Origin of the sequence: Corynebacterium endometrii (assembly GCF_004795735.1) — a bacterium.
GTDB lineage: Bacteria > Actinomycetota > Actinomycetes > Mycobacteriales > Mycobacteriaceae > Corynebacterium > Corynebacterium endometrii.
Genome location: NZ_CP039247.1, coordinates 1031584 through 1054955 on the forward strand (window position 1 = coordinate 1031584; position 23372 = coordinate 1054955).

General features: G+C 60.8%; 23 protein-coding genes. 19 read left to right on the forward strand and 4 right to left on the reverse strand.

What is annotated here, in order from left to right; all coding sequences use genetic code 11:
- Window positions 1-147: 147 nt before the first annotated feature.
- Window positions 148-558, reverse strand: coding sequence for a hypothetical protein (locus tag CENDO_RS04630; protein ID WP_136140997.1), 411 nt, complete (start codon window positions 556-558; stop codon window positions 148-150).
- 438 nt (window positions 559-996) lie between these two features.
- Between CENDO_RS04630 and CENDO_RS04635 the strand changes: the two genes are divergently transcribed.
- Together CENDO_RS04635 and thrB are read left to right on the forward strand one after the other, a co-directional pair.
- Entirely contained in the window at window positions 997-2337 is a 1341-nt protein-coding gene (locus tag CENDO_RS04635) for a homoserine dehydrogenase (RefSeq protein WP_210726572.1), read from the forward strand.
- A 164-nt stretch (window positions 2338-2501) separates the two neighbouring features.
- The gene (thrB, locus tag CENDO_RS04640) at window positions 2502-3431 is read left to right on the forward strand and encodes a homoserine kinase (protein ID WP_136140998.1); all 930 of its coding nucleotides are present in this window, start codon (window positions 2502-2504) and stop codon (window positions 3429-3431) included.
- A 49-nt stretch (window positions 3432-3480) separates the two neighbouring features.
- Here thrB and CENDO_RS04645 read toward each other — a convergent pair whose 3' ends face one another.
- The 3 genes from CENDO_RS04645 to CENDO_RS04655 form a co-directional block, all read right to left on the reverse strand.
- On the reverse strand, window positions 3481-4176 hold the full coding sequence (locus tag CENDO_RS04645) for a helix-turn-helix domain-containing protein (protein WP_136140999.1): 696 nt from the start codon (window positions 4174-4176) through the stop codon (window positions 3481-3483).
- 330 nt (window positions 4177-4506) lie between these two features.
- Entirely contained in the window at window positions 4507-4869 is a 363-nt protein-coding gene (locus CENDO_RS04650) for a hypothetical protein (protein ID WP_136141000.1), read from the reverse strand.
- A gap of 180 nt (window positions 4870-5049) precedes the next feature.
- A complete protein-coding gene (locus tag CENDO_RS04655) occupies window positions 5050-6843 on the reverse strand; it encodes a long-chain fatty-acid--CoA ligase (RefSeq protein ID WP_136141001.1) in 1794 nt (597 codons plus the stop codon).
- 398 nt (window positions 6844-7241) lie between these two features.
- Here CENDO_RS04655 and rho point away from each other — a divergent pair, with 398 nt between their 5' ends.
- The 17 genes from rho to CENDO_RS11285 all read left to right on the forward strand — a co-directional run bounded on the left by rho (window position 7242) and on the right by CENDO_RS11285 (window position 23367).
- Window positions 7242-9296, forward strand: coding sequence for a transcription termination factor Rho (rho, locus tag CENDO_RS04660; protein ID WP_136141002.1), 2055 nt, complete (start codon window positions 7242-7244; stop codon window positions 9294-9296).
- Window positions 9296-10372: a peptide chain release factor 1 gene (gene prfA / locus CENDO_RS04665; protein ID WP_136141003.1), complete on the forward strand. Its 1077-nt coding sequence runs from the start codon at window positions 9296-9298 to the stop codon at window positions 10370-10372. Before rho ends, prfA begins: the two co-directional genes overlap by 1 nt.
- A gap of 3 nt (window positions 10373-10375) precedes the next feature.
- The gene (prmC, locus tag CENDO_RS04670) at window positions 10376-11230 is read left to right on the forward strand and encodes a peptide chain release factor N(5)-glutamine methyltransferase (protein ID WP_136141004.1); all 855 of its coding nucleotides are present in this window, start codon (window positions 10376-10378) and stop codon (window positions 11228-11230) included.
- A gap of 157 nt (window positions 11231-11387) precedes the next feature.
- Window positions 11388-12071 (forward strand): L-threonylcarbamoyladenylate synthase, encoded by a 684-nt coding sequence (locus tag CENDO_RS04675; RefSeq protein ID WP_136141005.1) that lies wholly within the window; start codon window positions 11388-11390, stop codon window positions 12069-12071.
- Window positions 12072-13247: a glycosyltransferase family 4 protein gene (locus CENDO_RS04680; RefSeq protein ID WP_136141006.1), complete on the forward strand. Its 1176-nt coding sequence runs from the start codon at window positions 12072-12074 to the stop codon at window positions 13245-13247.
- A 64-nt stretch (window positions 13248-13311) separates the two neighbouring features.
- Window positions 13312-13767: a Cg1360 family ATP-synthase-associated protein gene (locus tag CENDO_RS04685; protein WP_210726573.1), complete on the forward strand. Its 456-nt coding sequence runs from the start codon at window positions 13312-13314 to the stop codon at window positions 13765-13767.
- Window positions 13768-14303: 536 nt separating this feature from the next.
- Window positions 14304-15101: a F0F1 ATP synthase subunit A gene (gene atpB / locus CENDO_RS04690; protein ID WP_136141007.1), complete on the forward strand. Its 798-nt coding sequence runs from the start codon at window positions 14304-14306 to the stop codon at window positions 15099-15101.
- A gap of 102 nt (window positions 15102-15203) precedes the next feature.
- On the forward strand, window positions 15204-15443 hold the full coding sequence (locus tag CENDO_RS04695; RefSeq protein WP_136141008.1) for an ATP synthase F0 subunit C: 240 nt from the start codon (window positions 15204-15206) through the stop codon (window positions 15441-15443).
- Between the two features lie 45 nt (window positions 15444-15488).
- Window positions 15489-16061 (forward strand): F0F1 ATP synthase subunit B, encoded by a 573-nt coding sequence (locus CENDO_RS04700; RefSeq protein WP_136141009.1) that lies wholly within the window; start codon window positions 15489-15491, stop codon window positions 16059-16061.
- A 6-nt stretch (window positions 16062-16067) separates the two neighbouring features.
- Complete coding sequence (locus CENDO_RS04705; protein ID WP_136141010.1) at window positions 16068-16883, forward strand: F0F1 ATP synthase subunit delta; 816 nt, start codon at window positions 16068-16070, stop codon at window positions 16881-16883.
- 86 nt (window positions 16884-16969) lie between these two features.
- Complete coding sequence (atpA, locus tag CENDO_RS04710) at window positions 16970-18610, forward strand: F0F1 ATP synthase subunit alpha (RefSeq protein ID WP_136141011.1); 1641 nt, start codon at window positions 16970-16972, stop codon at window positions 18608-18610.
- A gap of 63 nt (window positions 18611-18673) precedes the next feature.
- Window positions 18674-19660, forward strand: coding sequence for a F0F1 ATP synthase subunit gamma (locus CENDO_RS04715; protein WP_136141012.1), 987 nt, complete (start codon window positions 18674-18676; stop codon window positions 19658-19660).
- A 3-nt stretch (window positions 19661-19663) separates the two neighbouring features.
- On the forward strand, window positions 19664-21109 hold the full coding sequence (atpD, locus tag CENDO_RS04720; RefSeq protein WP_136141013.1) for a F0F1 ATP synthase subunit beta: 1446 nt from the start codon (window positions 19664-19666) through the stop codon (window positions 21107-21109).
- Between the two features lie 10 nt (window positions 21110-21119).
- Entirely contained in the window at window positions 21120-21491 is a 372-nt protein-coding gene (locus tag CENDO_RS04725) for a F0F1 ATP synthase subunit epsilon (protein WP_136141014.1), read from the forward strand.
- A gap of 279 nt (window positions 21492-21770) precedes the next feature.
- Window positions 21771-22304: a DUF2550 domain-containing protein gene (locus CENDO_RS04730; protein WP_136141015.1), complete on the forward strand. Its 534-nt coding sequence runs from the start codon at window positions 21771-21773 to the stop codon at window positions 22302-22304.
- An 86-nt stretch (window positions 22305-22390) separates the two neighbouring features.
- On the forward strand, window positions 22391-23083 hold the full coding sequence (gene nucS / locus CENDO_RS04735; RefSeq protein ID WP_136141016.1) for an endonuclease NucS: 693 nt from the start codon (window positions 22391-22393) through the stop codon (window positions 23081-23083).
- A complete protein-coding gene (locus CENDO_RS11285) occupies window positions 23083-23367 on the forward strand; it encodes a hypothetical protein (RefSeq protein WP_136141017.1) in 285 nt (94 codons plus the stop codon). Before nucS ends, CENDO_RS11285 begins: the two co-directional genes overlap by 1 nt.
- Window positions 23368-23372 lie beyond the last annotated feature (5 nt).

Genomic DNA, 23372 nt, shown 5'->3' on the forward strand with positions numbered 1-23372 from the left:
ATAGACCAAGGGCCATGAGAGCTAACTAGCGCTTTCATGGCCCTCGGTTTTGGTTGACCCAGCTCCGCTAGAGCAGTCCACCCCGCGCCCGAGATTCGCGATTATGCGTTGACGCGGGGGAGCGAAGGACTCGGCGGTGAGGCGGGCTTAGAGCTGCGGCAGTCCAGGGATGGAGGGCAGTTGAGGCAGCTTCAAGCGGGGCAGATCTACCTGCAGTGGCGGCACCATGCCTAGATTGGAAGCGCCAACGTAGAGCGCCGCGGCCGTCGCGAGGGCCGCAATCGTGGCGCCAACGCCCAGCCCAACATTGACATCGTCTTCGGATGCGCCGGTGGCTCCGGCGGCGGCGCTCACCGCGTCGTCACGCTGCTTAGAGCTAGTCGCGGCGGCATCGGAGCTCATTTTCGCATAATCCGGGATATCACCCATGCTTATAACGATTGGGTCCCAGCCGCCGGCGGGCGCTGAAGAGGTCTGGGCCGCGGCGGTGGTGGTGCCGGCCGTGGCGAGCGCTGCGGCGGTGACAGTGGTAATGAGGCCGCGTGAAATCTTCTTCACGTCAATTCTCCTTATTTCAATTATCTTCCCGATGTAAATCCCCCGGAATCCCCGCTTTGAATATGGCGCTTTACCCCCAAAGCTCCCCCGGTAGATGGCCGCGCACCATAGCACGGTTGCCTAAGAATCTAGCAGGGCAGACCAATGGGCGCAGTGGGAAGAGGAAAATTCCTGCACGATTGGCCAACCGGGCGTGGGATGGGGGCCAGAGATTTTATTCATTCGTCCGGTGGGCGTTTGGATGGCTTTGAGCTGTACATGGGGCCCGTTCGGGGGCGGCTACATACGCCCCGATGGAACTAGACAGCTCGTTCTGTAAGATGGTGCAGTAACACGCTGCGCATCCGTCTGGAATCGCGCGGCTGATTGCTTCCAATGGCCCGCTTTTAACGGGCGGTTGGTGGTAGGAGATAGGCACTACATACACCAGGAGATACCGTGACTGAACAGCAAGTGGGCAAAGCGCAGCCTCGAGCAGCTAAGGGTGAGGGCGCAACCGTAGGGGTGGCACTGCTTGGCTACGGCACCGTTGGTGCTGAGGTTTTCCGCCTGCTGGGGGAAAACCGTGATGCTTTCGCAGCGCGCATCGGCGGACCTGCAGAAATTCGTGGTGTGGCCGTTTCCACTCTGGACAAGGAACGCCCGGGCGTGCCACGCGAGTTGCTGACCACTGACGCCAAGGCGCTTATCGCCCGCGATGACATTGATCTTGTGGTGGAGGTAATTGGCGGCATTGATTACCCTCGTGAGCTAGTTCTTGAGGCGCTTAAGTCCGGAAAGTCAGTGGTCACCGCGAACAAGGCCCTCGTTGCGGCGCACGCCGATGAACTCGCGGATGCGGCGGAGGCCGCCGGGGTGGACCTCTACTTCGAGGCTGCGGTGGCCGCGGCCATCCCGGTCGTGGGCATGCTGCGCCGTTCCTTGGCCGGCGACCAGATTCAGCGCATCTCCGGCATCGTCAACGGAACCACCAACTTTATCCTTGACGCCATGGAGTCCACCGGTGCTTCCTATGATGACGCATTGGCAGAGGCCACACGCCTGGGCTACGCGGAGGCGGATCCAACCGCCGACGTTGAGGGCCACGATGCGGCATCCAAGGCGGCAATCATGGCCTCGCTGGGCTTCCACACCCGCGTGAAGTTTGAAGACGTCTACTGCGAGGGTATTTCCTCCGTGACTGCTGATGACATCAAGGCGGCGAATGAGGCGGGCTATTCCATCAAACTGCTGGCCATCTGTGAGCGCATTCAGGATGAATCCGGCGTGGAATCGGTGACCGCACGCGTCCACCCAACCCTTGTCCCTCAGGAGCACCCATTGGCCTCTGTATCCAAGTCATTTAACGCCATCTTCGTTGAAGCCGAAGCGGCCGGTTCCCTGATGTTCTACGGCAACGGCGCCGGTGGTAACCCTACCGCTTCCGCGGTGCTTGGCGATGTGGTGGGCGCCTCCCGCAACATCGTCCACGGCGGCCGCGCCCCCGGGGAAAACACCTACGCTAACCTGCCGATTGCGGACTTTGGCCAGGTTCAGACCCGCTACCACATCGACATGGAAGTTCCTGACCGCACCGGTGTCTTGGCCACCATCTCTAACACCTTCGCGGCGCAGGGCGTGTCCATTCGCACCGTTCGCCAGGAGGAATTCGGCGGCACCGCCCGCTTGATCGTGGTGACCCACTCCGCACGCGAGCACGTGCTCGCCGCCATCGTTGAGCAGCTGGGCAACCTGGAGGATGTAATCAATGTTAATTCAGTCATCCGCCTGGACCACTAGGGGTTAAACGAACGCCCGCAACCGCGCCCGCATCCCGCAATCTGGGATACGGGCGCAACGAATTTATGCGCCCCTTAGTCCTTGGCGCAGTGGTTGCGCAGTGGTTGCGCAGTGTTGCGGAGTATTGGAAACAAAAGCCGATGAACCGGCTAAGATAAACCGGCATGAGCACTGAACTTGAAGTTGGCACCAAGGTAACCGTCAAGGTCCCGGGTTCTTCCGCGAATCTGGGCCCGGGCTATGACACTCTAGGGTTGGCGGTGACCCTGTATGACACGGTTGAAGTTGAGGTCACCTCTTCCGGCCTTGAGGTGGAAATCTTTGGCGAGGGGGAAGCTGAGCTGCCGCGCGATGGCTCCCACCTGGTGGTCAAGGCCATCCGCTCCGGGCTCAAGGCCGCCGACGTGGAGGCGCGCGGCCTGCGCGTGGTCTGTACCAACAATATCCCTCAGTCCCGCGGACTGGGATCCTCGGCCGCGGCCGCCGTCGCCGGGGTGGCGGCGGCCAACGGCCTGGCGGGTTTCCCGTTAAGCGATGAAAAGGTGGTCCAGCTTTCATCGGCGTTTGAGGGGCACCCGGATAATGCCTCCGCATCCGTGCTTGGTTCGGCCACCGTATCGTGGACGGATATCCCGGTCGATGGCCAGTCCTTGCCGGCTTATAAGGCCGTGACCATTCCGGTGCATGAGTCCATTAAGACTACGGCCTTGGTCCCTGACTTTCACGCCTCGACTCAGGCGGTGCGTCGCGTACTTCCTTCGCACGTCACGCATGCCGACGCCGCCTTCAACGTCTCCCGCGTAGCGGTCCAGGTCGCGGCGCTGCAGAACCATCCGGAACTGTTGTGGGAGGGAACGCGTGACCGCCTGCACCAGCCGTATCGCTCCGATGTCTTGCCGGTGACCGCTGAGTGGGTAAACCGCCTGCGCAACCGCGGATACGCGGCTTACCTTTCCGGGGCCGGCCCGACCATTATGGTGCTCCACACCGAGCCGATCGATCAGGCGATCCTCGACGATGCCAGGGGCCAGGGTCTGCGCGTATTAGAACTTGGCGTAGCGGGGCCCGTCGAGGTCGAGGTCTCCCAGGCCTAAACGCGCTTCGCGGCCCGGGAGCATTTTTGGCCGCGGGATTCCTGCCGGGCTACGCCACGGTTTGCAGGGCCACGCGGCACGCGCCGTTGCCCATCATCGGGTGCAGATCTAGCTTTAGCCTGCCGCCGCTTTCGTCGCTGACCAAGTGCGAGAGGAAGCCGTCATGGATAGCGCACAGGAATGGGGAAGGGCGGATGCCGGCAGCGACGAACGGGCAGGCATTGAGATCGAGGGCTATGCAGCCGCCGGCGGAACCGGCCTGGCTGCGGACCACCGGATCAAAGCCCATGTCGCGCAGCTTGCGAAACAACAGGTCCCGGGCCTCTTCGGGTGAAGAAGGGGCGAGCCCGTGGGCGCGGATGGAGGCGGCCCAATTGCGGCCAATCGTATGGGCCTTTACGCTTTCCCAGTCCTCGAGTTCGTCCTTATCGGCGAGGATTTCCGCCATGATGCCGATGAGGGAAACGTATTCCTCGGCAATGGATTTACTATCCGGCACGCGGACCTGGAAGATGAGGGACGGCCTGCCCCGGCCCTTAGCCGGTGCGGTAACGACGCGCACCGCCTTGCGTAACACGAGTTCATCCAGGTGGCCGCGGGCGGTATTGACGTGCATGCCCAGCACCTGAGCCACCTCCGCTGACTTGGCGCCCTGCGGGAACGCCTGGAGGGCGTTGAGGACTTCACGCTGCTTGGGTGACAGCTTGAGCTGGTCAGGGAATAGTTCCGTGGATGAACGGGGCATGGCTCACGCTCCTCTTCTCTGGTTGCTAGACAGGCGCGGGCGCATGGGCTGCACGCAGCGGATGCCAGGTTCGGAATAAGCTTTAGTGGTACGCGCTAGGCCTCTGACGGGGCACCGTAGAACCTCCTGCGGAGAGGCGGGTGCGCGCCGCTCGCACTGGGGCTAAATTCTTACCCCAGAAGGAGCTTCGATTAGGCCCTACCGTAGCAGATTGCGCCACCTACTTTATCGGTTCAGGGCCCCTTGTTACGGTGATTTTCGCAATAAAAATCCCCGTGCGCGCATGTCATTGGCGGCCATGCGCGCACGGGGGAAGCCCTCCGGCAAGTCTTAAGCGCTGGTGCGCGTGTATTTCACGTGGTAATCACCGGGGAGGTCCTTGAGCACGGTCGCCGTGAAGCCCGCCCCGCTGGTCTCCAGGGCCGCAGCGATGCGGCGCGGGTCGTCCGGGGTGATCACGATGAGGGCTTGGCCCTCCCGCCGCTCCAGCAGTGCGCCGATAGTTTCCTCGAAGCGGGAAGTTTCGGCGAGGCTCCAGGCGTTAAGCGTTTCAACGCTGCCTAATTCATCGGCTAGCGGCGCGTCGAAATGGGCGAACCCGTGGGCGCCGGATCCCAGCGCCCGGGCTGGCGCTGAATCCAGGACTGGATCTTGGGAGTTGGTCTCTGATGGGCTCTGGGAAGATGCAGTCATGATCCCACCATAACGGGCTCAAACGGGCAGAGAAAATTCGGCGTGCAGGAGTTTCATCACGGGCGCCGCGCCCTTTGACCCGGCTCACACGAGGTTGGAACGGGGTAGGGGCCCGCGCTGCGGCGGATGCCTCCTGATGCGGCGTGCGGCTGACCGCTGCAGCTCAGGAATCCGTGGGTGCTAGCTTTCTAACGGTCCCCGCGATCCTGGCGCGCTAACTTGGGAGTTATCCGCTTGCTCCGATTCACCCGGGCCTGTCAGGCGGATGATATTGAGCTCGCCCTCCGCTAGGTGCGTGCGTAGATCCTTCTTATCGAATTTGCCCACGGAGGTTTTATCGATTGCCCGGACGAATGCCCAATACTCCGGAAGCATCCAGCTGGGCAGTTCCTTGCGCATGTTGTCCCGCAGGCGCTCGGCGGTTTCCCTGTCCGGGCTAACCCCCGGATACAGCACCGTCACGGCCAAGGGGCGTTCCACCCATTTCTGATCCGGGTAGCCGATGACGGCCGCCTCCACTACTTCCTCGTCGGCCATGATCAGGTTTTCGAGCTGCACGGAATAAATCCACTCGCCGCCGGAGCGGATAACGTCCCGGGCGCGGTCCTCAACGGTGAGGAAGCCGTCCGCGGTCACGCTACCCACGTCCCCGGTGCGCAGCCATCCATCCCCGGTGAACTTGTCTGAGGCATTCTCCACGACCTTGCCCCGGAATTCCGAGGCCGGCCCGCCGTCTACGGCGGTGGGGGACTCATAGTAGCTAGCGGTGACCATGTTTCCCCGGACCTGAATTTCACCGGAGTGCCGGTCAGACTTGGAGACCACCTGGCCGTCGTTGACCACGCGCCACTGCAGGGAGGCGGGGAAGCGGCCTTGTGAGATGCGGTAGGCCCAGCGTGCCTCACCAGATGCGCCCTGAGGCGGGCGGGCCACCGTCCCTACGGTGGAGGTCTCCGCCATTCCCCAGACATGGATGACGTCTACACCGAACCGTTCCTCCCAGACCTTGATGAGCTGTGGCGGAACGGGGGAACCGCCTGCGTAGATCTCGACCAAGGACATACGCGATGGTGGATTGTTGAGGTAGTGGACCATCAGCTGGATCCAAACCGTGGGAACGCCATGCGCAACGCGGGGGTGCAGGGCGGCGATTAGGCGGGCGAGCGTGGGTGCGGAAACATCGGAATCCGGCAGGATGAGGGGAGTGCCGGTCATGAAAGCGGCAAACGGCACGCCCCAGCTAAGCACATGGTAGATGGGGATGCAGCACAGGAAGGATTCACCGTGGGTGACGGCCAGCGAATCGGTGGCGCGCAGCATCATAGCTTCCAGGTAGATCGAGCGGTGGGAGTACACCACGCCCTTGGGGGCTCCGGTGGTGCCGGTGGAATAGCACAAAGCCGCCGCGGTATTTTCATCAAGCTCGGGCCACGGGTAGAGGCTAGAGCGCCCATCGAGCAACGCCTCATATGAATAGGCCTCCACGCCACGCGGTAACTGCGCGCTCAAGTCATCGAGCTTCGCGGTGCCGATGAACACCACCGCCCGGACGGACTCGGCTCCGGAGAGGACCCTTCCTAATTGGCCGGCCAAACGCGGATCCGCTACCACCACTTCAACTTCCGCATGGTTGATAATGTGACGAATCTGATCATTCATCAGCTGCTTATTAAGGGGCGTAAATACCGCTCCTTTGCAGGCGGTGGCGAACATGACCTCCAGGTGTTCGGCGCAGTTCCATAAAAAAGATCCCACGCGCTGGTCCCTGTCAATCCCCAGCTCGTCGTGGAGGGCGTGGGCGAAGGCCGCGGCGCGGGCGGCGATGGCGGAGAAAGTGGAGACCTCGGCGGGATCTTCACCCTCAGGCGTGGTTTCGCCATGCCACGTGGTCACCTTGGTGTCACCGTGGACCGTGGCGCCATACCTAAGAATGCGCCCAATGGAAAGTGGTACGTCCTGCATCGTGGAGAGCATGAATACCACTCTAGCTGTGTCCGTTACATTCTGGGAGCGGTGGTGCGCTATACTGGGGCGCGACTGAACTTTAGGGGACTAGGTATCAGAGATAGATATCGATAGTCCGCGGGAGGGGAGCCGGATAGGCACGTCCCCCGCCCTGCGGGTATTCCGCCCCATGACCTGCAGCTTGCGCTGCAAGCAGTCACCATACAATCCCGCTGCCATTACAGCTTTTACTGCGCCTGCGAAGGGCTCATGCTGGGCATGCAACCTAGGCGCTCGAAGTAGCGGCCCATACGGCGGCGGCGAACCGGTTCACCTCAAGACGGCTTCCGGCCCTTATATATTTTCATCCACTTCTTTTTGCGCCCACGCTTTAGGCGCGGGGTCGGTGAAGCGACGAAAGGACATCCGTGAGCACAACGGACAACAACGCGGCACAGAACTTGGCATCCCTGAAATTGCCTGAGCTGCGCAAGATTGCTGCAGAAAAAGGCCTACGCGGAATCTCGGGGCTCCGCAAGGGTGATCTGATTAAGGCCATCGAGACGGGCAAGGTCCCGGCCAAGGGTGCCAGCGCCGGAAAGGATTCCCAGGAGTCCAGCGCCGCACCAGAGCGCGGAGCGGCAGATCTCGGCGGAGACAAGCCACGCCGCGCAACGCGCCGCCGCGCGGTGCGCCAGGATAATCACGAGCAGACGCAGGAGAACCAGACTGAGGGCGCTGGATCCTCGGCCGAAGCAAACGGCGCCGAGGCTAAGGGTGACGGCGGCGATGAGCGCCGTTCCGATTGCCGCTCCGAGTCCCGTTCCCAGGCTCGCCGTGCGCGTCGCAACCGCGCCCGGCGAGAGGCGCGCAATGGCGAAGGCAACCAGGACGCCCATGACTCTGAGAATCAGGATGAGCAGAGCGTCTCTGGTAACCAGGCCGAATCCAACGCTGAGCCCGGTAACGGCGTGGACGGGGACAAGCGCGGTGGGCGCAACAACCGCCGCAATCGAGACAACAACCGCGCCGATTCCGAACGCGCTGACAGGGGCGAGAACGGCGGCGAGGGCGACGCCCAGGATTCCGGCGATGAGCGCGGGGACCGTGGGGATCGCGGCAACGATCGCAACGACCGTGGCGGCCGCGATAACGATCGTCGTGGCCGTAACAACCGCCGCAACCGCGGTGACGATGATGACAACGGTGGCCGCCGAGGCCGCCGCAACCGCCGCAACCGCCGCAACCGGGGCGGCAACGATGACGGTGGCAACAACAACCCCAATGAGCTGCAGATCCGTGAGGGGGATGAGCTCCAGGCCGTAGGCGGCATCCTCGAGGTCGTGGACAATAACGTGGCGTTTTTGCGCACCACGGGTTACCGCGCGGCGGCGTCGGACGTGTTCGTGCATAACAAGCTGGTACGCGGCCTGGGCCTGCGCTCCGGGGACGCGATTACCGGCCAGGTTAAAGTCGGTGGCAACACCCACACCCATGGCAACGGACGCAACCGGCGGAAGTACAACCAGTTGGTACGCGTCGATTCCGTCAACGGCATGGAGCCAACGGCGGCTAAGGACCGTCCGGAGTTCAGCAAGCTTACCCCGCTGTATCCAAACCAGCGCCTGCGCCTGGAGACCACTCCAAACATCTTGACCACCCGCGTCATCGATCTCATCATGCCAATCGGCAAGGGTCAGCGCGCGCTGATTGTCTCCCCGCCAAAGGCCGGCAAGACAACCATCCTTCAAAACATTGCTAACGCGATTTCCACCAACAACCCTGAGTGCTACCTCATGGTTGTCCTGGTTGATGAGCGCCCCGAGGAAGTCACGGACATGCAGCGTTCCGTCAAGGGTGAGGTAATCTCCTCCACCTTCGACCGGCCGCCGTCAGAGCACACCTCCGTGGCCGAGCTGGCCATCGAGCGCGCCAAGCGCCTGGTGGAGCAGGGCAAGGACGTCGTGGTTCTCCTGGACTCCATCACCCGCCTAGGCCGCGCGTACAACAACTCTTCACCTGCATCCGGCCGCATCCTGTCCGGTGGCGTGGATTCCAACGCGCTGTACCCGCCGAAGCGTTTCTTGGGTGCTGCCCGCAATATCGAAAATGGCGGCTCTTTGACCATCATCGCCACGGCAATGGTTGAGACCGGCTCTACGGGTGACACCGTGATTTTCGAGGAGTTCAAGGGCACCGGCAACGCCGAGCTCAAGCTGGATCGCTCCATCTCGGAGCGCCGCGTATTCCCGGCGGTTGACGTCAATCCTTCCGGTACCCGCAAGGATGAGCTGCTGCTGGTCCCCGAGGAGGCACGCATCATGACCAAGCTGCGCCGCATCCTGTCCAACCTGGATTCCCACCAGGCTATCGACCTGTTGATCAAGCAGCTGAAGAAGACCAAGTCCAATGGCGAGTTCCTCATGGGCGTGGCGAGCTCCGCGCCTATGGTCGCCGCCGCTGATGAGGAGGACTACTCCTAATGGCTAACCAGGTTTCCCTTGTAGACGATATTGTCTCTGAATACCAGGGCATCGAGATGCAAATGGGCGATCCGGAGATCGCCGGTGATCAGACCCAGTTCCGCAAGCTTTCCAAGCGCTACGCCGAGCTGCGCCCGATCATTCAGGTCAACGATGAACTCACACAGGCCCGCGAGGACCTGGCCGATGCGAAGGAAATGGCCTACGAGGACAGCGAATTCAAGGCCGAGGCCGAGCGACTGGAAAAGAGCGTGGTAGAGCTCGAGGAAAAGCTCGCCGACCTGCTGGCCCCGCGTGATGAGCAGGACTCTGAGGACATCATCATGGAGATCAAGGCTGGTGCCGGCGGCGAGGAGGCGGCCTTGTTCGCCGGCGATCTGGCCCGCATGTACGAGCGTTTTGCCGATAAGGCCGGATTTGCCTGGGAGGTCCTGGGGCTCAACGAGTCTGACCTCGGCGGCGTCAAGGACATGACCATCGCCTTTAAGTCCAAGACCCCGTCCCGCGATGGCGCGTGGTCCGTGTTCAAGTTCGAGGGCGGAGTGCACCGCGTGCAGCGCGTGCCGGTCACCGAGTCCCAGGGGCGCATCCAGACCTCCGCCGCGGGCGTGCTGGTATACCCCGAGCCGGACGAGGTTGAAGCGGTCAACATTGATGAAAAGGACCTGCGGATCGACGTGTACCGCTCTTCCGGTAAGGGCGGACAGGGCGTGAACACCACGGACTCCGCCGTCCGCATCACGCACCTGCCAACCGGCCTGGTGGTGACCTGCCAGAAGGAGCGTTCCCAGATTCAGAACAAGGCGCGCGCGATGCAGGTCCTGCAGGCGCGCCTGGACCAGATGGAGCGTGAGGCGCGCGAGGCCGAGGATGCGGAAAACCGCGCGTCCCAGGTCCGCACCATGGACCGCTCCGAGCGTATCCGCACCTATAACTGGCCAGAAAACCGCATTACGGATCACCGCATTGGTTACAAGGCCAATAATTTAGACGCTGTGCTCAACGGTGACCTTCACGCGTTGATTGAGGCCCTTCAGGCCCAGGAGCGCGCCGAGCGCCTCGAGGCCGAGGGCTAAGGCGTGTCCTTCGACCTCTCTAAGGCGCTCCGTGATGCCGCGGGGCGCCTTTCCCATGCTGGTGTTCCCAGCCCATATGTCGACGCGCGTTTACTGGCGTCTCACCTCCTAGGCCGCGACCCCATGCAGCTCGGGATGGTGGAGGTTCCGCCCGTTTTCGAGGCGGCCTTCGTCCGGCACTTCGGGGAGATGGTGGCCCGCCGCGCGGCGCGTGAGCCGCTTCAACACATCCTGGGTGAGGCACCGTTTGGGCCATTGACCCTGAAAGTTGGCCCCGGCGTGTTCATTCCGCGCCCCGAAACGGAGGTGCTGGCGGACTGGGCGGTGCGCAGCCTGCTTAGCCACGGGCCGGACGCGCCAGTGGTGGTGGATTTATGCACCGGCAGTGGCGCTTTGGCCCTGTACATAGCCCACTACTTTCCATCCGCACAGGTCCACGCGGTAGAGCTGTCTGAGTCGGCACTTACCTACACACGCGAAAACGCGCACGGCGGCGGGGTAGTGGTCCACCGAGGGGATGTTACTGCGGCGGATACGCTGGCTGAACTCAACGGCGAGGTGGATATGGTGGTGACCAATCCGCCGTACGTACCGGAGAGCCCCGATCTGGACCCCGAGGTGTACTGGGACCCGCACATGGCTGTCTTCAGCGGGGAATCCGGCATGGATCTCATCGAAGCATTTATTCCAACGCTGACCAGGTTGCTCAAGACCGGCGGATTGTTAGGTATTGAGCATGATGACTCCACTTCCCGCCAGGTTCAAGACGTGCTGGCGGCAAGCGGCGCCTTTAGCGAGATCGCCGTACTCAAGGATCTCACCGGGCGGTCGCGGTTTGTTACGGCGCGACGGGCATAAACCGCGGTGTTCGCAGGCCGCACCCGCGGCGCCCTAACCGGTTAGCACTTTGCGGTGGGGGGAGTAAACTAAGCATTTTACAACCAGCGGGCTACTCTTTTAGATGGAAGCGGTCCGCGAAAGGGAACGTGGACGATTGCAGGGAGGTCTCTAGCGAATGAACGGCACAATCTACAGTTGCGCTGATGCCGACGCGCGCGCCAAGGGCATCGACGCTGCGGCCAACGCGGCTCGTGACGGGCGCCTCGTGGTTATGCCTACGGACACGCTATACGGGATTGGATGCGATGCGTTCAATAACCAGGCGGTGGCAAACCTATTAGCCGCTAAACACCGCGGCCCCGATATGCCCGTGCCCGTGCTGGTGGGCTCGTGGGACACCATTCAGGGACTCGTGGCTACCTACTCGGATCAAGCAAGGCTGCTGGTGGAGGCGTTCTGGCCCGGCGGATTGTCGCTGGTAGTCCCGCAGGCGCCATCCCTGCCGTGGAACTTGGGTGATACCCGAGGCACGGTGATGCTCCGCATGCCGCTGCATCCGGTAGCCATTGAGCTGTTGCGCGAGGTGGGCCCCATGGCCGTATCCTCTGCCAATATCTCCGGACAGGCCCCTGCGAAGACTGCCATCGAGGCCAAGCAACAGCTCGGGGAGACCGTGCAGGTCTACCTTGACGGCGGGGAGGCTCCAATCGGTGAGCCCTCCACCATCATTGACTTGTCCGGCCCCCGCCCGTACCTATTGCGTGAGGGCGCCATCTCCGCCGAGCGCCTTGGTGAAGTTCTGGGGGTGAGCGCTGAATCGCTGCGCACCCGCCCAGGTCAGGGTGGTGCAGCCAGCTAAATGGGGGCGGCCGGCGTACCGCTACGCGAACTGGGGTTGGTCCTCCTAGTCGCTGCGGCTATCACATTCCTTGCGACCGGTTTCGTGCGATCTTTCCTTGTCCGCACCGGCCAGGTCGCCGAGATCCGCCAGCGGGATTCACACTCCCAGCCCACCCCGCAGCTCGGGGGCGTGGCTATGTTCACCGGATTCGTTGCCGCGACCTTCCTGGCCGCGCAGCTGCCGGCCCTGACGCGCGGGTTCATGCCCGTGACCCCAGAGATGACAGCGGTGGTGTGGGCGGCCCTCGCAATTGTGTTGGTTGGCGTGCTGGATGACCTGCTTGAACTCTCCGCCTCGGTCAAGCTGGTGGGGCAGCTATTCGCCGCCGTGTTGCTGTCCATGCTGGGGTTGACCTGGACCATCCTCTTTGTGCCCTTCGGCGGTGGAACCACGGTTTTTCTGGACCAAGTCCAGTCCACGCTCTTGACCGTACTCTTTACGGTAGTGCTCATTAATGCCATCAACTTCGTTGACGGGCTAGATGGGCTTGCGGCCGGCCTCGGCATGATCGCCGGCGCGGCCATTTTGGTTTTCTCACTGACGGTGCTTCATGACCAAGGCGGCGCCGTTTCGGCCTACCCACCGGCTATCATCGCGGCGGCCCTGGTTGGCATATGCGCTGGATTCCTGCCGCATAACTTTGAGCCCTCGCGTATTTTCATGGGGGACAGCGGCTCGATGCTCATCGGTCTGCTCCTGGCGGCGGCCTCCACCTCCGCTTCCGGCAAGATTAATATGTCCCTCTACGGTGGTGTTGACATGATAGCGCTGCTCAGCCCCATCATCGTTGTCGCCGCCGCGGTTTTCATCCCGGTGCTGGACTTGGTATGGGCGGTGATCCGCCGCGTCTCCCAAGGGCGCTCTCCCTTCTCCGCGGACCGCCTGCACATCCACCACCGCTTATTGTCCCTGGGTCATACGCACCGCCGCACAGTATTGGTGCTGTACTTCTGGGTCTCCGCGGTGGCCTTCGGGGCGGTGAGTTTTTCCATCGTCCCGCCCATCGCTGCGATCATCTTTTCCGTCCTGGCACTGGCGTTCGCCTTCCTTGCCACGCTCATTCCCCTGCGCGCCGGAAAGATTGGGCGCAAGCGCCCCCGCACCCAGATAGTCGCCGAAACCGAACCCCGGTAGGGAAACTCAAGCCGGCGGGGCGGTTCCAGCTTTAAGCTTCGCCGCTGGGGTAATATGTGGCAACGTGTCTGAAAATATTTCTCGAGTAGCAAAGCACACGGATACGGGAAGCGAATCAGAATTCGATGACCCGCGCCGTCCCCTGATTCGCGCCGTGCGCCTGGGCGCTATCGCGCTGGTGGTAATCACCATCGCCTCGTTGGCCATCTGGGGTGGGTTAGCCGGGTTGCCCGGTATCTGGGGCGTGCTCATCGGCGCGGCGATAGGTGGCGGATTCGTGCTGTTGACGGCCCTCTCCGTTCTAGTGACCTCTGGTTCCACGCCCTCTACTACCATGGCGGTTGTATTGGGAGGGTGGTTAATCAAGATTGTGGTCTTGATTCTGGTGCTTCTGCTTATCAGGGACCTGGACTTTTATCACACCATGGCGATGTTCGTGACTGTGGTCCTGGCTCTCCTCGTGGTCCTTGGGACCGAGGTATGGGGAGTGATTACGTCTAAGGTGACCTACGTCAGCTAGGTCCACGGCGGGATCGCTTCCTTGGCGGCCTGTTTATGAGCAGCGGGCTTGGGGATAGCTGGAAATTAACCCGACACACCCTGTGGGTGTGTCGGGTTTATTCTTGCCCCCATCGCTGTGGATTTGGCTAGTACTAGCACGTCACGGGCGTGCGGTGGGCCTTTTTCTCTACCCCCGTCAAGGGTGGAATTAACCCGGTGTGACCAACCTTACTTACCGGCATTGCGCAGGTGCGCGGGCTTTTTGGGGCAAATTTCCGTGGTGGGGCGAAGGGGTGCAAAGTATCCATCGGCAGCGGGGGCGAAATAATGCCTTTTACCTGATAGTATTTCCTGCGGGTTACCGCGGAGCTTGTGGACCCTCCATTCTGGAGTGTCTTTACGCATCCGTTGCGGTGAATCCCTGTCACAACTTCGCTGATGTGCGACGGAGTCCGTAGTTGTGTCAGAGAGTTTGAGACGTCCATCGCACCGTATGAATTCGACACTCATACGGCCCGAACACGGGAGAGAACGCTGAGCGTTACAACATTGGCCATGAAGGGTAGCTTCCACGCACCCGAACTGGATCCAGAATTTTTCCCGGGGCAATACTACGGCGACATTCTGCTCAACGACGTGTTGGGCGGTTGGTTCGCACTGGATCGCCTGATGCTCGTCCGCCTGCTCATGGCGGCAGTATTGGTAATCCTTTTTGTTGTCGCTTTTAGGAATCCGAAGCTGATTCCTAAAGGTCTTCAGAACGTCGCAGAATACGCGTTGGATTTTGTTCGCATCCACATCGCTGAAGACATTCTTGGCAAGAAGGAGGGGCGCCGTTTCCTTCCGGTTATCGCGACCATCTTCTTCACCATTTTGTTCATGAATGTCGCCACGATCATTCCTTTGCTGAACATCTCTCCAAACGCGCGTATCGGTATGCCAATCGTGCTGGCAATCTTCGCGTACATCGTTATGATCTACGCGGGTTCCAAGCGCTACGGCTTCGGCAAGTTCGTGAAGTCTTCGGTAGTGATTCCTAATCTGCCGCCGGCTCTGCACCTGCTGGTTGTACCGATTGAGTTCTTCTCAACCTTCATTCTGCGCCCAGTCACCCTGGCTCTTCGTCTGATGGCGAACTTCCTTGCAGGCCACATCATTTTGGTCCTCCTTTACTCGGCTACCAACTTCTTCTTCTGGCAGCTCAACGGTTGGACCGCAATGGCTGGCGTGACCGCGTTCGCAGCGATTCTGTTCACGGTTTACGAGTGCATCATCATCTTCCTGCAGGCATACATCTTTGCCCTGCTGACGGCGGTGTACATCGAACTGTCACTCCATGCAGATTCGCACTAGACAGCACGGACCGCGTTGCTAATTTAATAACCCCATATCAAACCAACACCGCCTCCGCTGGCAAGGCGCCGGCGGAAACATTCGAAAGGGAACGACTTTCACATGAACGAGATCATCCTGGCTCAGGCTGCAGAGTCCACCATCACTGGCCTCGGCACCATCGGCTACGGCATCGCTACCATCGGCCCAGGCCTGGGCATCGGCATCCTCGTCGGCAAGACCGTTGAGGGCATGGCACGTCAGCCTGAGATGGCCGGCCAGCTCCGTACCACCATGTTCCTGGGTATCGCATTCGTTGAGGCACTCGCTCTCATCGGCCTGGTTGCAGGCTTCCTGTTCTAAAAGCGCGCGTTAAATAACTAACCACCCTTTTTAGACTGGAGACTCATGAACAACGTCCTTTACTACCTTGCTGCAGAAGGAGGGGAGACTCTGCCACTCGAAGGCGGAAACTCCATCCTTCTGCCCAAGGCATATGACATCGTCTGGTCTCTCATTCCGTTTCTCGTAATTCTGTTCGTCTTCGGCAAGTTCGTTATTCCGAAGTTCCAGGAACTACTGCAGGAGCGTGAAGACCGGATTGAGGGCGGCATCAAGCGCGCTGAGGCCCAGCAGGCCGAAGCAAAGGCCGCACTCGAGAAGTACAATGCTCAGCTTGCAGACGCTCGTACTGAGGCCGCGGAGATCCGCGAGGCTGCGCGTGAGCGCGGCAAGCAGATTGAGGCCGAGGCTAAGGCTAACGCTGAGGAAGAGTCCCGCCGTATTGTCGCCGCTGGCGAGAAGCAGCTGGAAGCTTCCCGTGCCCAGGTCGTCTCTGAGCTGCGTTCCGATATCGGACAGAACTCCATCAACCTGGCTGAGAAGCTCCTCGGCGGCGAACTTTCCGACGCCACCAAGCAGTCTTCCACCATTGATAACTTCCTGTCCGAGCTCGACAATGTGGCACCGGCCGGAAAGTAGGCACTCATGAAGGCAGCTAGCCGCGAAGCACTCGCTAACGCAGAATCTAGCCTGGATCAGGTCCTGGCAGAGGCAGGCGCAGTAGCGATTGCAGCAGAGACCGGTATGGATCTGTTCGAGATTGCAGACGTCCTTGACAGCGACCGCGAGTTGCGCGTCGCCGTATCCGATTCTGCTGCTCCAGAGTCCGCACGCAAGTCCCTGGTTAGCCAGTTGATTGGCGAAAAGGTCAACCCAACCACCTTGAAGGTTGTTGAGGATGCCGTTGCCTCTAATTGGTCCTCCGGCCGCGACTTGGTAAACGGTCTGGTTGCTCTCGGCCGCCGCGCACTGCTGCGCGGCGCTGAGTCTCAGGGTCAGCTTGGACAGGTTGAGGATGAACTTTTCCGTCTGTCCCGCATCCTGGACCGCGAGGGCGAGCTTACCCAGCTGCTTTCCGACCGCACTGCAACGTCCGCGCGCAAGCGTGGGTTGCTGGCAAATGTTCTGTACGGCAAGGTCACTATGTTTACCGAGGCGCTAGCGCTCCAGGTCATTGGCCGCCCAGAGCACAACCCAATTGATGACACTGCCGCTCTTGCCTCCAAGGCAGCCGAGCTGCAGGGCCGTACCGTGGCACACGTTGTCTCTGCGGGTGAACTGAACGAAGGCCAGCAGGCAGTACTCGCCGAGAAGCTGGGCAAAATTTATGGTCGTGCGATGTCCATCCACTCTGAGGTTGACACCAGCCTCCTCGGTGGTATGACCATACGCGTCGGCGACGAAGTCATTGATGGTTCTACCGCGGGCAAGATTGCTCGCCTGCGAACCGCTATGAAGTAAGTCTCCGAGAGTCCGTTGACTTTTATTAACGACTACGACAGATTGAACAAGAATTGCTGGAAGATACTACCGAGAGCAGGAACAACATGGCGGAGCTGACGATCTCCTCCGACGAGATCCGTAGCGCGATTGCGAACTACACCTCGAGCTACTCCGCGGAGGCCTCCCGTGAGGAGGTCGGCGTGGTCATTTCGGCAGCTGACGGTATTGCGCAGGTTTCTGGCCTGCCGTCCGTGATGGCGAATGAGCTTCTCGAGTTCCCAGGCGGCGTTATTGGCGTCGCACAGAACCTTGACACCAACTCCATCGGTGTCGTGGTCCTGGGCAACTTCGAGACCCTTACTGAGGGCGACGAGGTAAAGAGGACCGGCGAGGTTCTCTCCATCCCTGTGGGCGAGGAATTCCTCGGCCGCGTAATTAACCCACTGGGTCAGCCGATTGACGGCCTGGGCCCTATTGCAAAGGAAGAGGACCGCGTCCTCGAGCTGCAGGCACCTTCCGTTCTGCAGCGCCAGCCAGTGGAAGAGCCAATGCAGACCGGCATCAAGGCTATTGACGCGATGACCCCAATTGGTCGTGGTCAGCGTCAGTTGATCATTGGTGACCGTAAGACCGGTAAGACCGCCGTTTGTATTGACACCATTCTTAACCAGAAGGCTAACTGGGAATCCGGCGACAAGTCCAAGCAGCTGCGTTGCATCTACGTAGCCATTGGCCAGAAGGGTTCCACCATTGCTGGCGTTCGCCAGACTCTGGAAGAGCACGGCGCACTGGAGTACACCACCATCGTGGCGGCACCAGCGTCTGATTCCGCCGGCTTCAAGTGGCTTGCACCATTCTCCGGCGCGGCTCTGGGCCAGCACTGGATGTACCAGGGCAACCACGTCCTGATCATTTACGATGATCTCACCAAGCAGGCCGAGGCCTACCGTGCGATCTCCCTGCTTCTGCGCCGCCCACCGGGCCGCGAGGCATACCCAGGTGACGTCTTCTACCTGCACTCCCGTCTGCTGGAGCGTGCTGCAAAGCTCTCCGATGACATGGGTGCCGGTTCCATGACTGCACTGCCAATCATCGAGACCAAGGCGAATGACGTTTCCGCGTTCATTCCTACCAACGTTATTTCCATTACCGACGGCCAGGTCTTCCTGGAGTCCGACCTGTTCAACCAGGGCGTCCGTCCGGCGATTAACGTCGGTGTTTCCGTGTCCCGTGTTGGCGGCGCCGCACAGACCAAGGGCATGAAGAAGGTTGCCGGTAACCTGCGTCTTGACCTGGCTGCCTTCCGTGACCTCGAGGCATTCGCTGCCTTCGCTTCTGACCTGGACTCCGCGTCCAAGGCACAGCTCGAGCGCGGCCAGCGCCTCGTCGAGCTGCTGAAGCAGGCAGAGTCCTCCCCACAGCCGGTTGAGTTCCAGATGGTTTCCATCTTCCTCGCCGACAAGGGCGTATTCGACGTCGTTCCCGTCGAGGACGTTCGCCGCTTCGAGGCCGAACTGCACGAGTACCTGAATCAGAACACTCCTCAGGTATTCGAGCAGATTGCCGGCGGCCAGGCTCTGAGCGAAGAGTCTCAGCAGGCTCTGGTTGCTGCGGCAGAGGACTTCACCCCAACCTTTCGCACCACTGAAGGCCACAACCTAGGCACTGAAGCGCCGGTTGACCCATTGGATGCGAACGAGGTTAAGAAGACCGAGCTCAGCGTCTCCCGCAAGACGGCTAAGTAAATAGAGCCTTAATAAAGACTCTTAAGACGAACCGTTTAGAAGAAAGAAGGGAGGAGCAAATCCATGGCAAATCTTCGCGAATTGCGTGACCGTATCAGGTCCGTGAACTCGACTAAGAAGATCACCAAGGCACAGGAGCTCATTGCGACCTCGCGCATTACCAAGGCTCAGGCCAGGGTAGAGGCGTCGCTGCCGTATGCGAACGAAATGACTAACGTCATGAACCGTCTCGCGGCGGCCAGCTCGCTGGATCACCCGATGCTGCGTGTCCGTGAAGACGCTAAGGTAGCTGCCGTTCTCGTGGTCACCTCTGACCGCGGCATGTGTGGCGGCTACAACAACAACGTCTTCAAGAAGGCGGCTGAGCTCGAGGCTCTCCTCAAGAGCGAGGGTTACGAGATCGTCCGCTACGTCACTGGTGGCAAGGGCGTTGGCTTCTACAAGTTCCGCGAAGCCGATGTCGCTGGCAGCTGGACCGGTTTCTCTCAGGATCCATCCTGGGAGGCAACCCATGACGTGCGCCGCCATCTCATCGATGGCTTCGTGGCGGGTTCTAACGGCACCACTAAGGGCCGCGATGGCCTCCACACCGAGGGCGAGGGCAATGGCGTCCGCGGCTTCGATGTAGTGCACGTTGTGTACACCGAGTTTGAGTCCATGCTGACCCAGACCGCGCGTGCACAGCAGCTGCTGCCGGTCGTGCCGGTAGTGCAGGAACGCGAGATGCACCTGGGCGGCTCCGCCACGGAGACCGCCGAGGACGCAGAGATTGGCCCGGACGTAGAGTTCGAGCCGGACGCGGATACCCTGATGGAAGCCCTGCTTCCTAAGTACGTATCTCGCACCCTGTACGCCATGTTCTTGGAGGCTTCCGCTTCCGAGTCCGCCGCACGCCGTACCGCTATGAAGTCTGCTACTGACAACGCTACGGAACTGGTCAAGGACCTGTCCCGCGTGGCTAACCAGGCTCGTCAGGCGCAGATTACCCAGGAAATTACAGAGATCGTCGGTGGCGCTGGTGCGCTCGCCGAAAGCGCAGAAAGTGACTAGATTATGACTACAGCTCTGCAAGAAGAGCAGAACACACAGTCGGCTGTCGCCGGCCGTGTGGTGCGTGTCATCGGTCCGGTCGTCGACGTGGAATTTCCACGTGGCGGGCTGCCGGCACTGTACAACGCATTGACTGTCGAGGTAACCCTCGAGGCAGTTGCAAAGACCATCACCCTTGAGGTTGCTCAGCACCTCGGTGACAACCTCGTTCGTGCCGTTTCCATGGCGCCTACCGACGGCCTCGTCCGTGGCGCTGCGGTAACCGACACTGGCAAGCCAATTTCCGTACCAGTCGGTGACGTTGTTAAGGGCCACGTATTCAACGCCCTTGGCGACTGCCTCGACGAGCCGGGCCTTGGCCGCGACGGCGAGCAGTGGGGCATCCACCGCGAGCCACCAGCATTCGACCAGCTCGAGGGCAAGACCGAGATTCTGGAGACCGGCATCAAGGTCATCGACCTGCTGACCCCTTACGTTAAGGGCGGCAAGATCGGCCTGTTCGGTGGTGCGGGCGTGGGTAAGACCGTTCTTATCCAGGAGATGATTACCCGTATCGCGCGCGAGTTCTCCGGTACTTCCGTGTTCGCGGGTGTTGGTGAGCGTACCCGTGAGGGTACCGACCTCCACCTCGAAATGGAGGAAATGGGCGTTCTTCAGGACACCGCCCTCGTGTTCGGCCAGATGGATGAGCCGCCAGGAGTCCGTATGCGTGTGGCTCTGTCCGGCCTGACCATGGCGGAGTACTTCCGCGATGTTCAGAACCAGGACGTGCTGCTGTTCATCGATAACATCTTCCGTTTCACCCAGGCTGGTTCTGAGGTTTCCACGCTGCTCGGCCGTATGCCTTCCGCAGTGGGTTACCAGCCAACCCTGGCTGACGAGATGGGTGTTTTGCAGGAGCGCATTACCTCTACCAAGGGTAAGTCCATTACCTCTCTGCAGGCCGTTTACGTTCCTGCGGATGACTACACGGACCCGGCTCCAGCAACCACGTTCGCTCACCTGGATGCAACCACCGAGCTTGACCGTGGCATCGCTTCCAAGGGTATCTACCCAGCAGTGAACCCCCTGACCTCGACCTCTCGTATTCTCGAGCCGGGTATCGTTGGTGAGCGCCACTACGCCGTAGCTCAGCGCGTTATCGGCATTCTGCAGAAGAACAAGGAACTCCAGGACATCATCGCCATCCTCGGTATGGACGAGCTGTCTGAAGAGGACAAGATCACCGTTCAGCGCGCGCGTCGCCTCGAGCGCTTCTTGGGCCAGAACTTCTTCGTTGCAGAGAAGTTCACCGGCATCCCAGGTTCTTACGTGCCGCTGTCCGAGACCATCGACGCGTTCGAGAAGATCTGCGACGGCGAGTTCGATCACTACCCAGAGCAGGCCTTCAACGGCCTGGGTGGCTTGGACGATGTCGAAGCAGCCTACAAGAAGATCACCGAGAAGTAGGGAGTAACACATGGCTGACATCACCGTGGAACTGGTCGCTGTTGAGCGCTTGCTGTGGTCCGGTAAGGCCACCATCGTTACCGCAGAGACCACCGAGGGTGAGATCGGCGTGCTTCCTGGTCACGAGCCAATGATCGGCCAGTTGGCCGAGAACGGCGTTGTGACCTTCCGCCCAGTGGACGGCAACCGCCGTGTCGCTGCCGTTCAGGGCGGTTTCCTCTCCGTGTCCGCTGATAAGGTGACCGTTCTCGCTGATTGGGCCGTTTGGGCCGATGAGATCAACGAGTCCCAGGCGCAGAGCGATTCTGAGTCTGATAACGAGTTGACCGCTTCACGTGGCGAGGCGGGCCTGCGTGCCCTGCGTCGCTCCCGGGAAAGCTAGGACACGTAGGGATGAAGGGGTAGCAGTTGCGCCCTTCCATTCTCGCATCGACTTAAAGCCCCACCGCTTCCGTTAGGGAGCTGGTGGGGCTTTCGCGTACCCAAAATTCTGGGCCGTGGTCCCCAGAGCTCAGATCACACAACCGCCCGCTGTGTGATTGTTGACTATTGGCGGGGCTGGGGGCGCGAATTCCTAGCGTATCGGGTGAACAATCGTTAGACTCTTTGAAAAATACTTCATGTCATCCTGTGAATACTTTTTCGCTGAAAGGGACGCACTGTGAATGGAACTCTGCTCAGCCTCGTGACCTGGTCAGTGCTGTTCGTTCTGGTTGGCGTAGTACTCCTCGCCGCGACGCGCTTTTTCACGCTGCGTTCCCGCGGGGCCTCGGTACTGCTGCGCCACTTGCCGGCGAAGGGGATTCACGGCTGGAGGCATGGCGTCATTCGCTACGCGGGGGACCATGCTGAATACTTTAAGCTGCGTTCGCTTGCCCCGGGCTACGATCTGCGCCTCAATCGCCTCGACATTGAAGTCGTGGGTCACCGCACCGTCTCCGACGATGAGGCCAGCTTCATCTCCACCGACATGAGGGCGGTCCACGTCAAGGTGGGGGCTAAGGAATATGAGATTGCCTTTGACCTCCACGGAGAGATGGCCTTCATGGCATGGATAGAGTCCGCGCCATCCAAACGCATGGAGCGGGTAGATTACCGTCGGCTGCGCGAGCGCGCAGAGCGCAAGGACAAGGCCAGCCGCAGGAATGCCGAGGGTGATTACGGTGCAAATTGGCCCACATCCTACGATCGATAGGCGCTACGTCGGGTAAAAGCTGGGCGCCAAGCACACGATGCGGGCTCGAGTAGGACTCGGCGCTCGCTCGCGATAGGGTAGAGGGCATGCGTTTAGTCCTCGCCCATTGTTCAGTTGATTATGTAGGTCGTTTGGATGCCCACCTTCCGGCCGCGGACCGCCTGCTATTAGTAAAAGCTGACGGATCCGTATCCGTTCACGCGGATGATCGCGCCTACAAACCGCTGAATTGGATGACCCCACCGTGCACCCTTGTGGAGGAGTCCATTACCGATATTGACGGTGAGGACACCGGGGAGCAGCTGTGGTTGGTGGAAAACCCAAAGGGCGAGCAACTCCGAATCACCGTTTCGAAAATCTACGAGGATATTTCCTTCGACTTGGGGGTGGATCCCGGGCTGCAGAAAGATGGCGTGGAGGCACACCTGCAAGAGCTCTTGGCTGAGCACATCACGACCCTGGGGCCTGATTACACCCTGGTTCGGCGCGAATACGCCACACCCATCGGCCCTGTGGACATCATGGCCCAGGACGCGGATAAAAAATACGTCGCGGTGGAGGTCAAGCGCCGCGGGGAGATCGCCGGCGTAGAGCAGTTAACCCGTTACCTCGATCAGCTCAACCGGGACAAGCTCATCGCGCCGGTTGCGGGAGTGTTCGCCGCCCAGGAAATCAAGCCGCAGGCCCGCACCCTCGCCGAAGACCGAGGCATTCGTTGCGTTGTCCTCGACTACGATGAGCTTCGCGGCATTGAGTCCAACGAGCTCCGCCTGTTCTAGTGGGGCGCAAGAACCGTAGGGCCGTCACGCCTGCGCGCGCCTTGCCCCGTGACGGTGCCGCGTTTCTGGGGTCCGCTACCGTAGAAGGCCCGCGGTGGTCGATGGGCGAGCCGTACGTAATGCGGCACATCGGGTCCAACGCGGCCCGCAAGTATTATGTGTGCCCGGGATGCAACCAAAACATTCCGCCCGGCATGGCCCATATAGTGGCTTGGCCGCGGGATACTGGTGGCCGCGCGGATGATAGGCGGCACTGGCATAGGAATTGTTGGGAACGCCGTTAAAGATA

Excerpts from the sequence above, each read along its gene's own strand:
- thrB (WP_136140998.1), top strand. The coding sequence starts at position 2,502 with ATGAGCACTGAACTTGAAGTTGGCACCAAGGTAACCGTCAAGGTCCCG.
- CENDO_RS04645 (WP_136140999.1), bottom strand. The coding sequence starts at position 4,176 with ATGCCCCGTTCATCCACGGAACTATTCCCTGACCAGCTCAAGCTGTCA.
- CENDO_RS04650 (WP_136141000.1), bottom strand. The coding sequence starts at position 4,869 with ATGACTGCATCTTCCCAGAGCCCATCAGAGACCAACTCCCAAGATCCA.
- CENDO_RS04655 (WP_136141001.1), bottom strand. The coding sequence starts at position 6,843 with ATGCTCTCCACGATGCAGGACGTACCACTTTCCATTGGGCGCATTCTT.
- prfA (WP_136141003.1), top strand. The coding sequence starts at position 9,296 with ATGGCTAACCAGGTTTCCCTTGTAGACGATATTGTCTCTGAATACCAG.
- CENDO_RS04675 (WP_136141005.1), top strand. The coding sequence starts at position 11,388 with ATGAACGGCACAATCTACAGTTGCGCTGATGCCGACGCGCGCGCCAAG.
- CENDO_RS04680 (WP_136141006.1), top strand. The coding sequence starts at position 12,072 with ATGGGGGCGGCCGGCGTACCGCTACGCGAACTGGGGTTGGTCCTCCTA.
- atpB (WP_136141007.1), top strand. The coding sequence starts at position 14,304 with ATGAAGGGTAGCTTCCACGCACCCGAACTGGATCCAGAATTTTTCCCG.
- CENDO_RS04695 (WP_136141008.1), top strand. The coding sequence starts at position 15,204 with ATGAACGAGATCATCCTGGCTCAGGCTGCAGAGTCCACCATCACTGGC.
- CENDO_RS04700 (WP_136141009.1), top strand. The coding sequence starts at position 15,489 with ATGAACAACGTCCTTTACTACCTTGCTGCAGAAGGAGGGGAGACTCTG.
- CENDO_RS04705 (WP_136141010.1), top strand. The coding sequence starts at position 16,068 with ATGAAGGCAGCTAGCCGCGAAGCACTCGCTAACGCAGAATCTAGCCTG.
- atpA (WP_136141011.1), top strand. The coding sequence starts at position 16,970 with ATGGCGGAGCTGACGATCTCCTCCGACGAGATCCGTAGCGCGATTGCG.
- CENDO_RS04715 (WP_136141012.1), top strand. The coding sequence starts at position 18,674 with ATGGCAAATCTTCGCGAATTGCGTGACCGTATCAGGTCCGTGAACTCG.
- atpD (WP_136141013.1), top strand. The coding sequence starts at position 19,664 with ATGACTACAGCTCTGCAAGAAGAGCAGAACACACAGTCGGCTGTCGCC.
- CENDO_RS04725 (WP_136141014.1), top strand. The coding sequence starts at position 21,120 with ATGGCTGACATCACCGTGGAACTGGTCGCTGTTGAGCGCTTGCTGTGG.
- nucS (WP_136141016.1), top strand. The coding sequence starts at position 22,391 with ATGCGTTTAGTCCTCGCCCATTGTTCAGTTGATTATGTAGGTCGTTTG.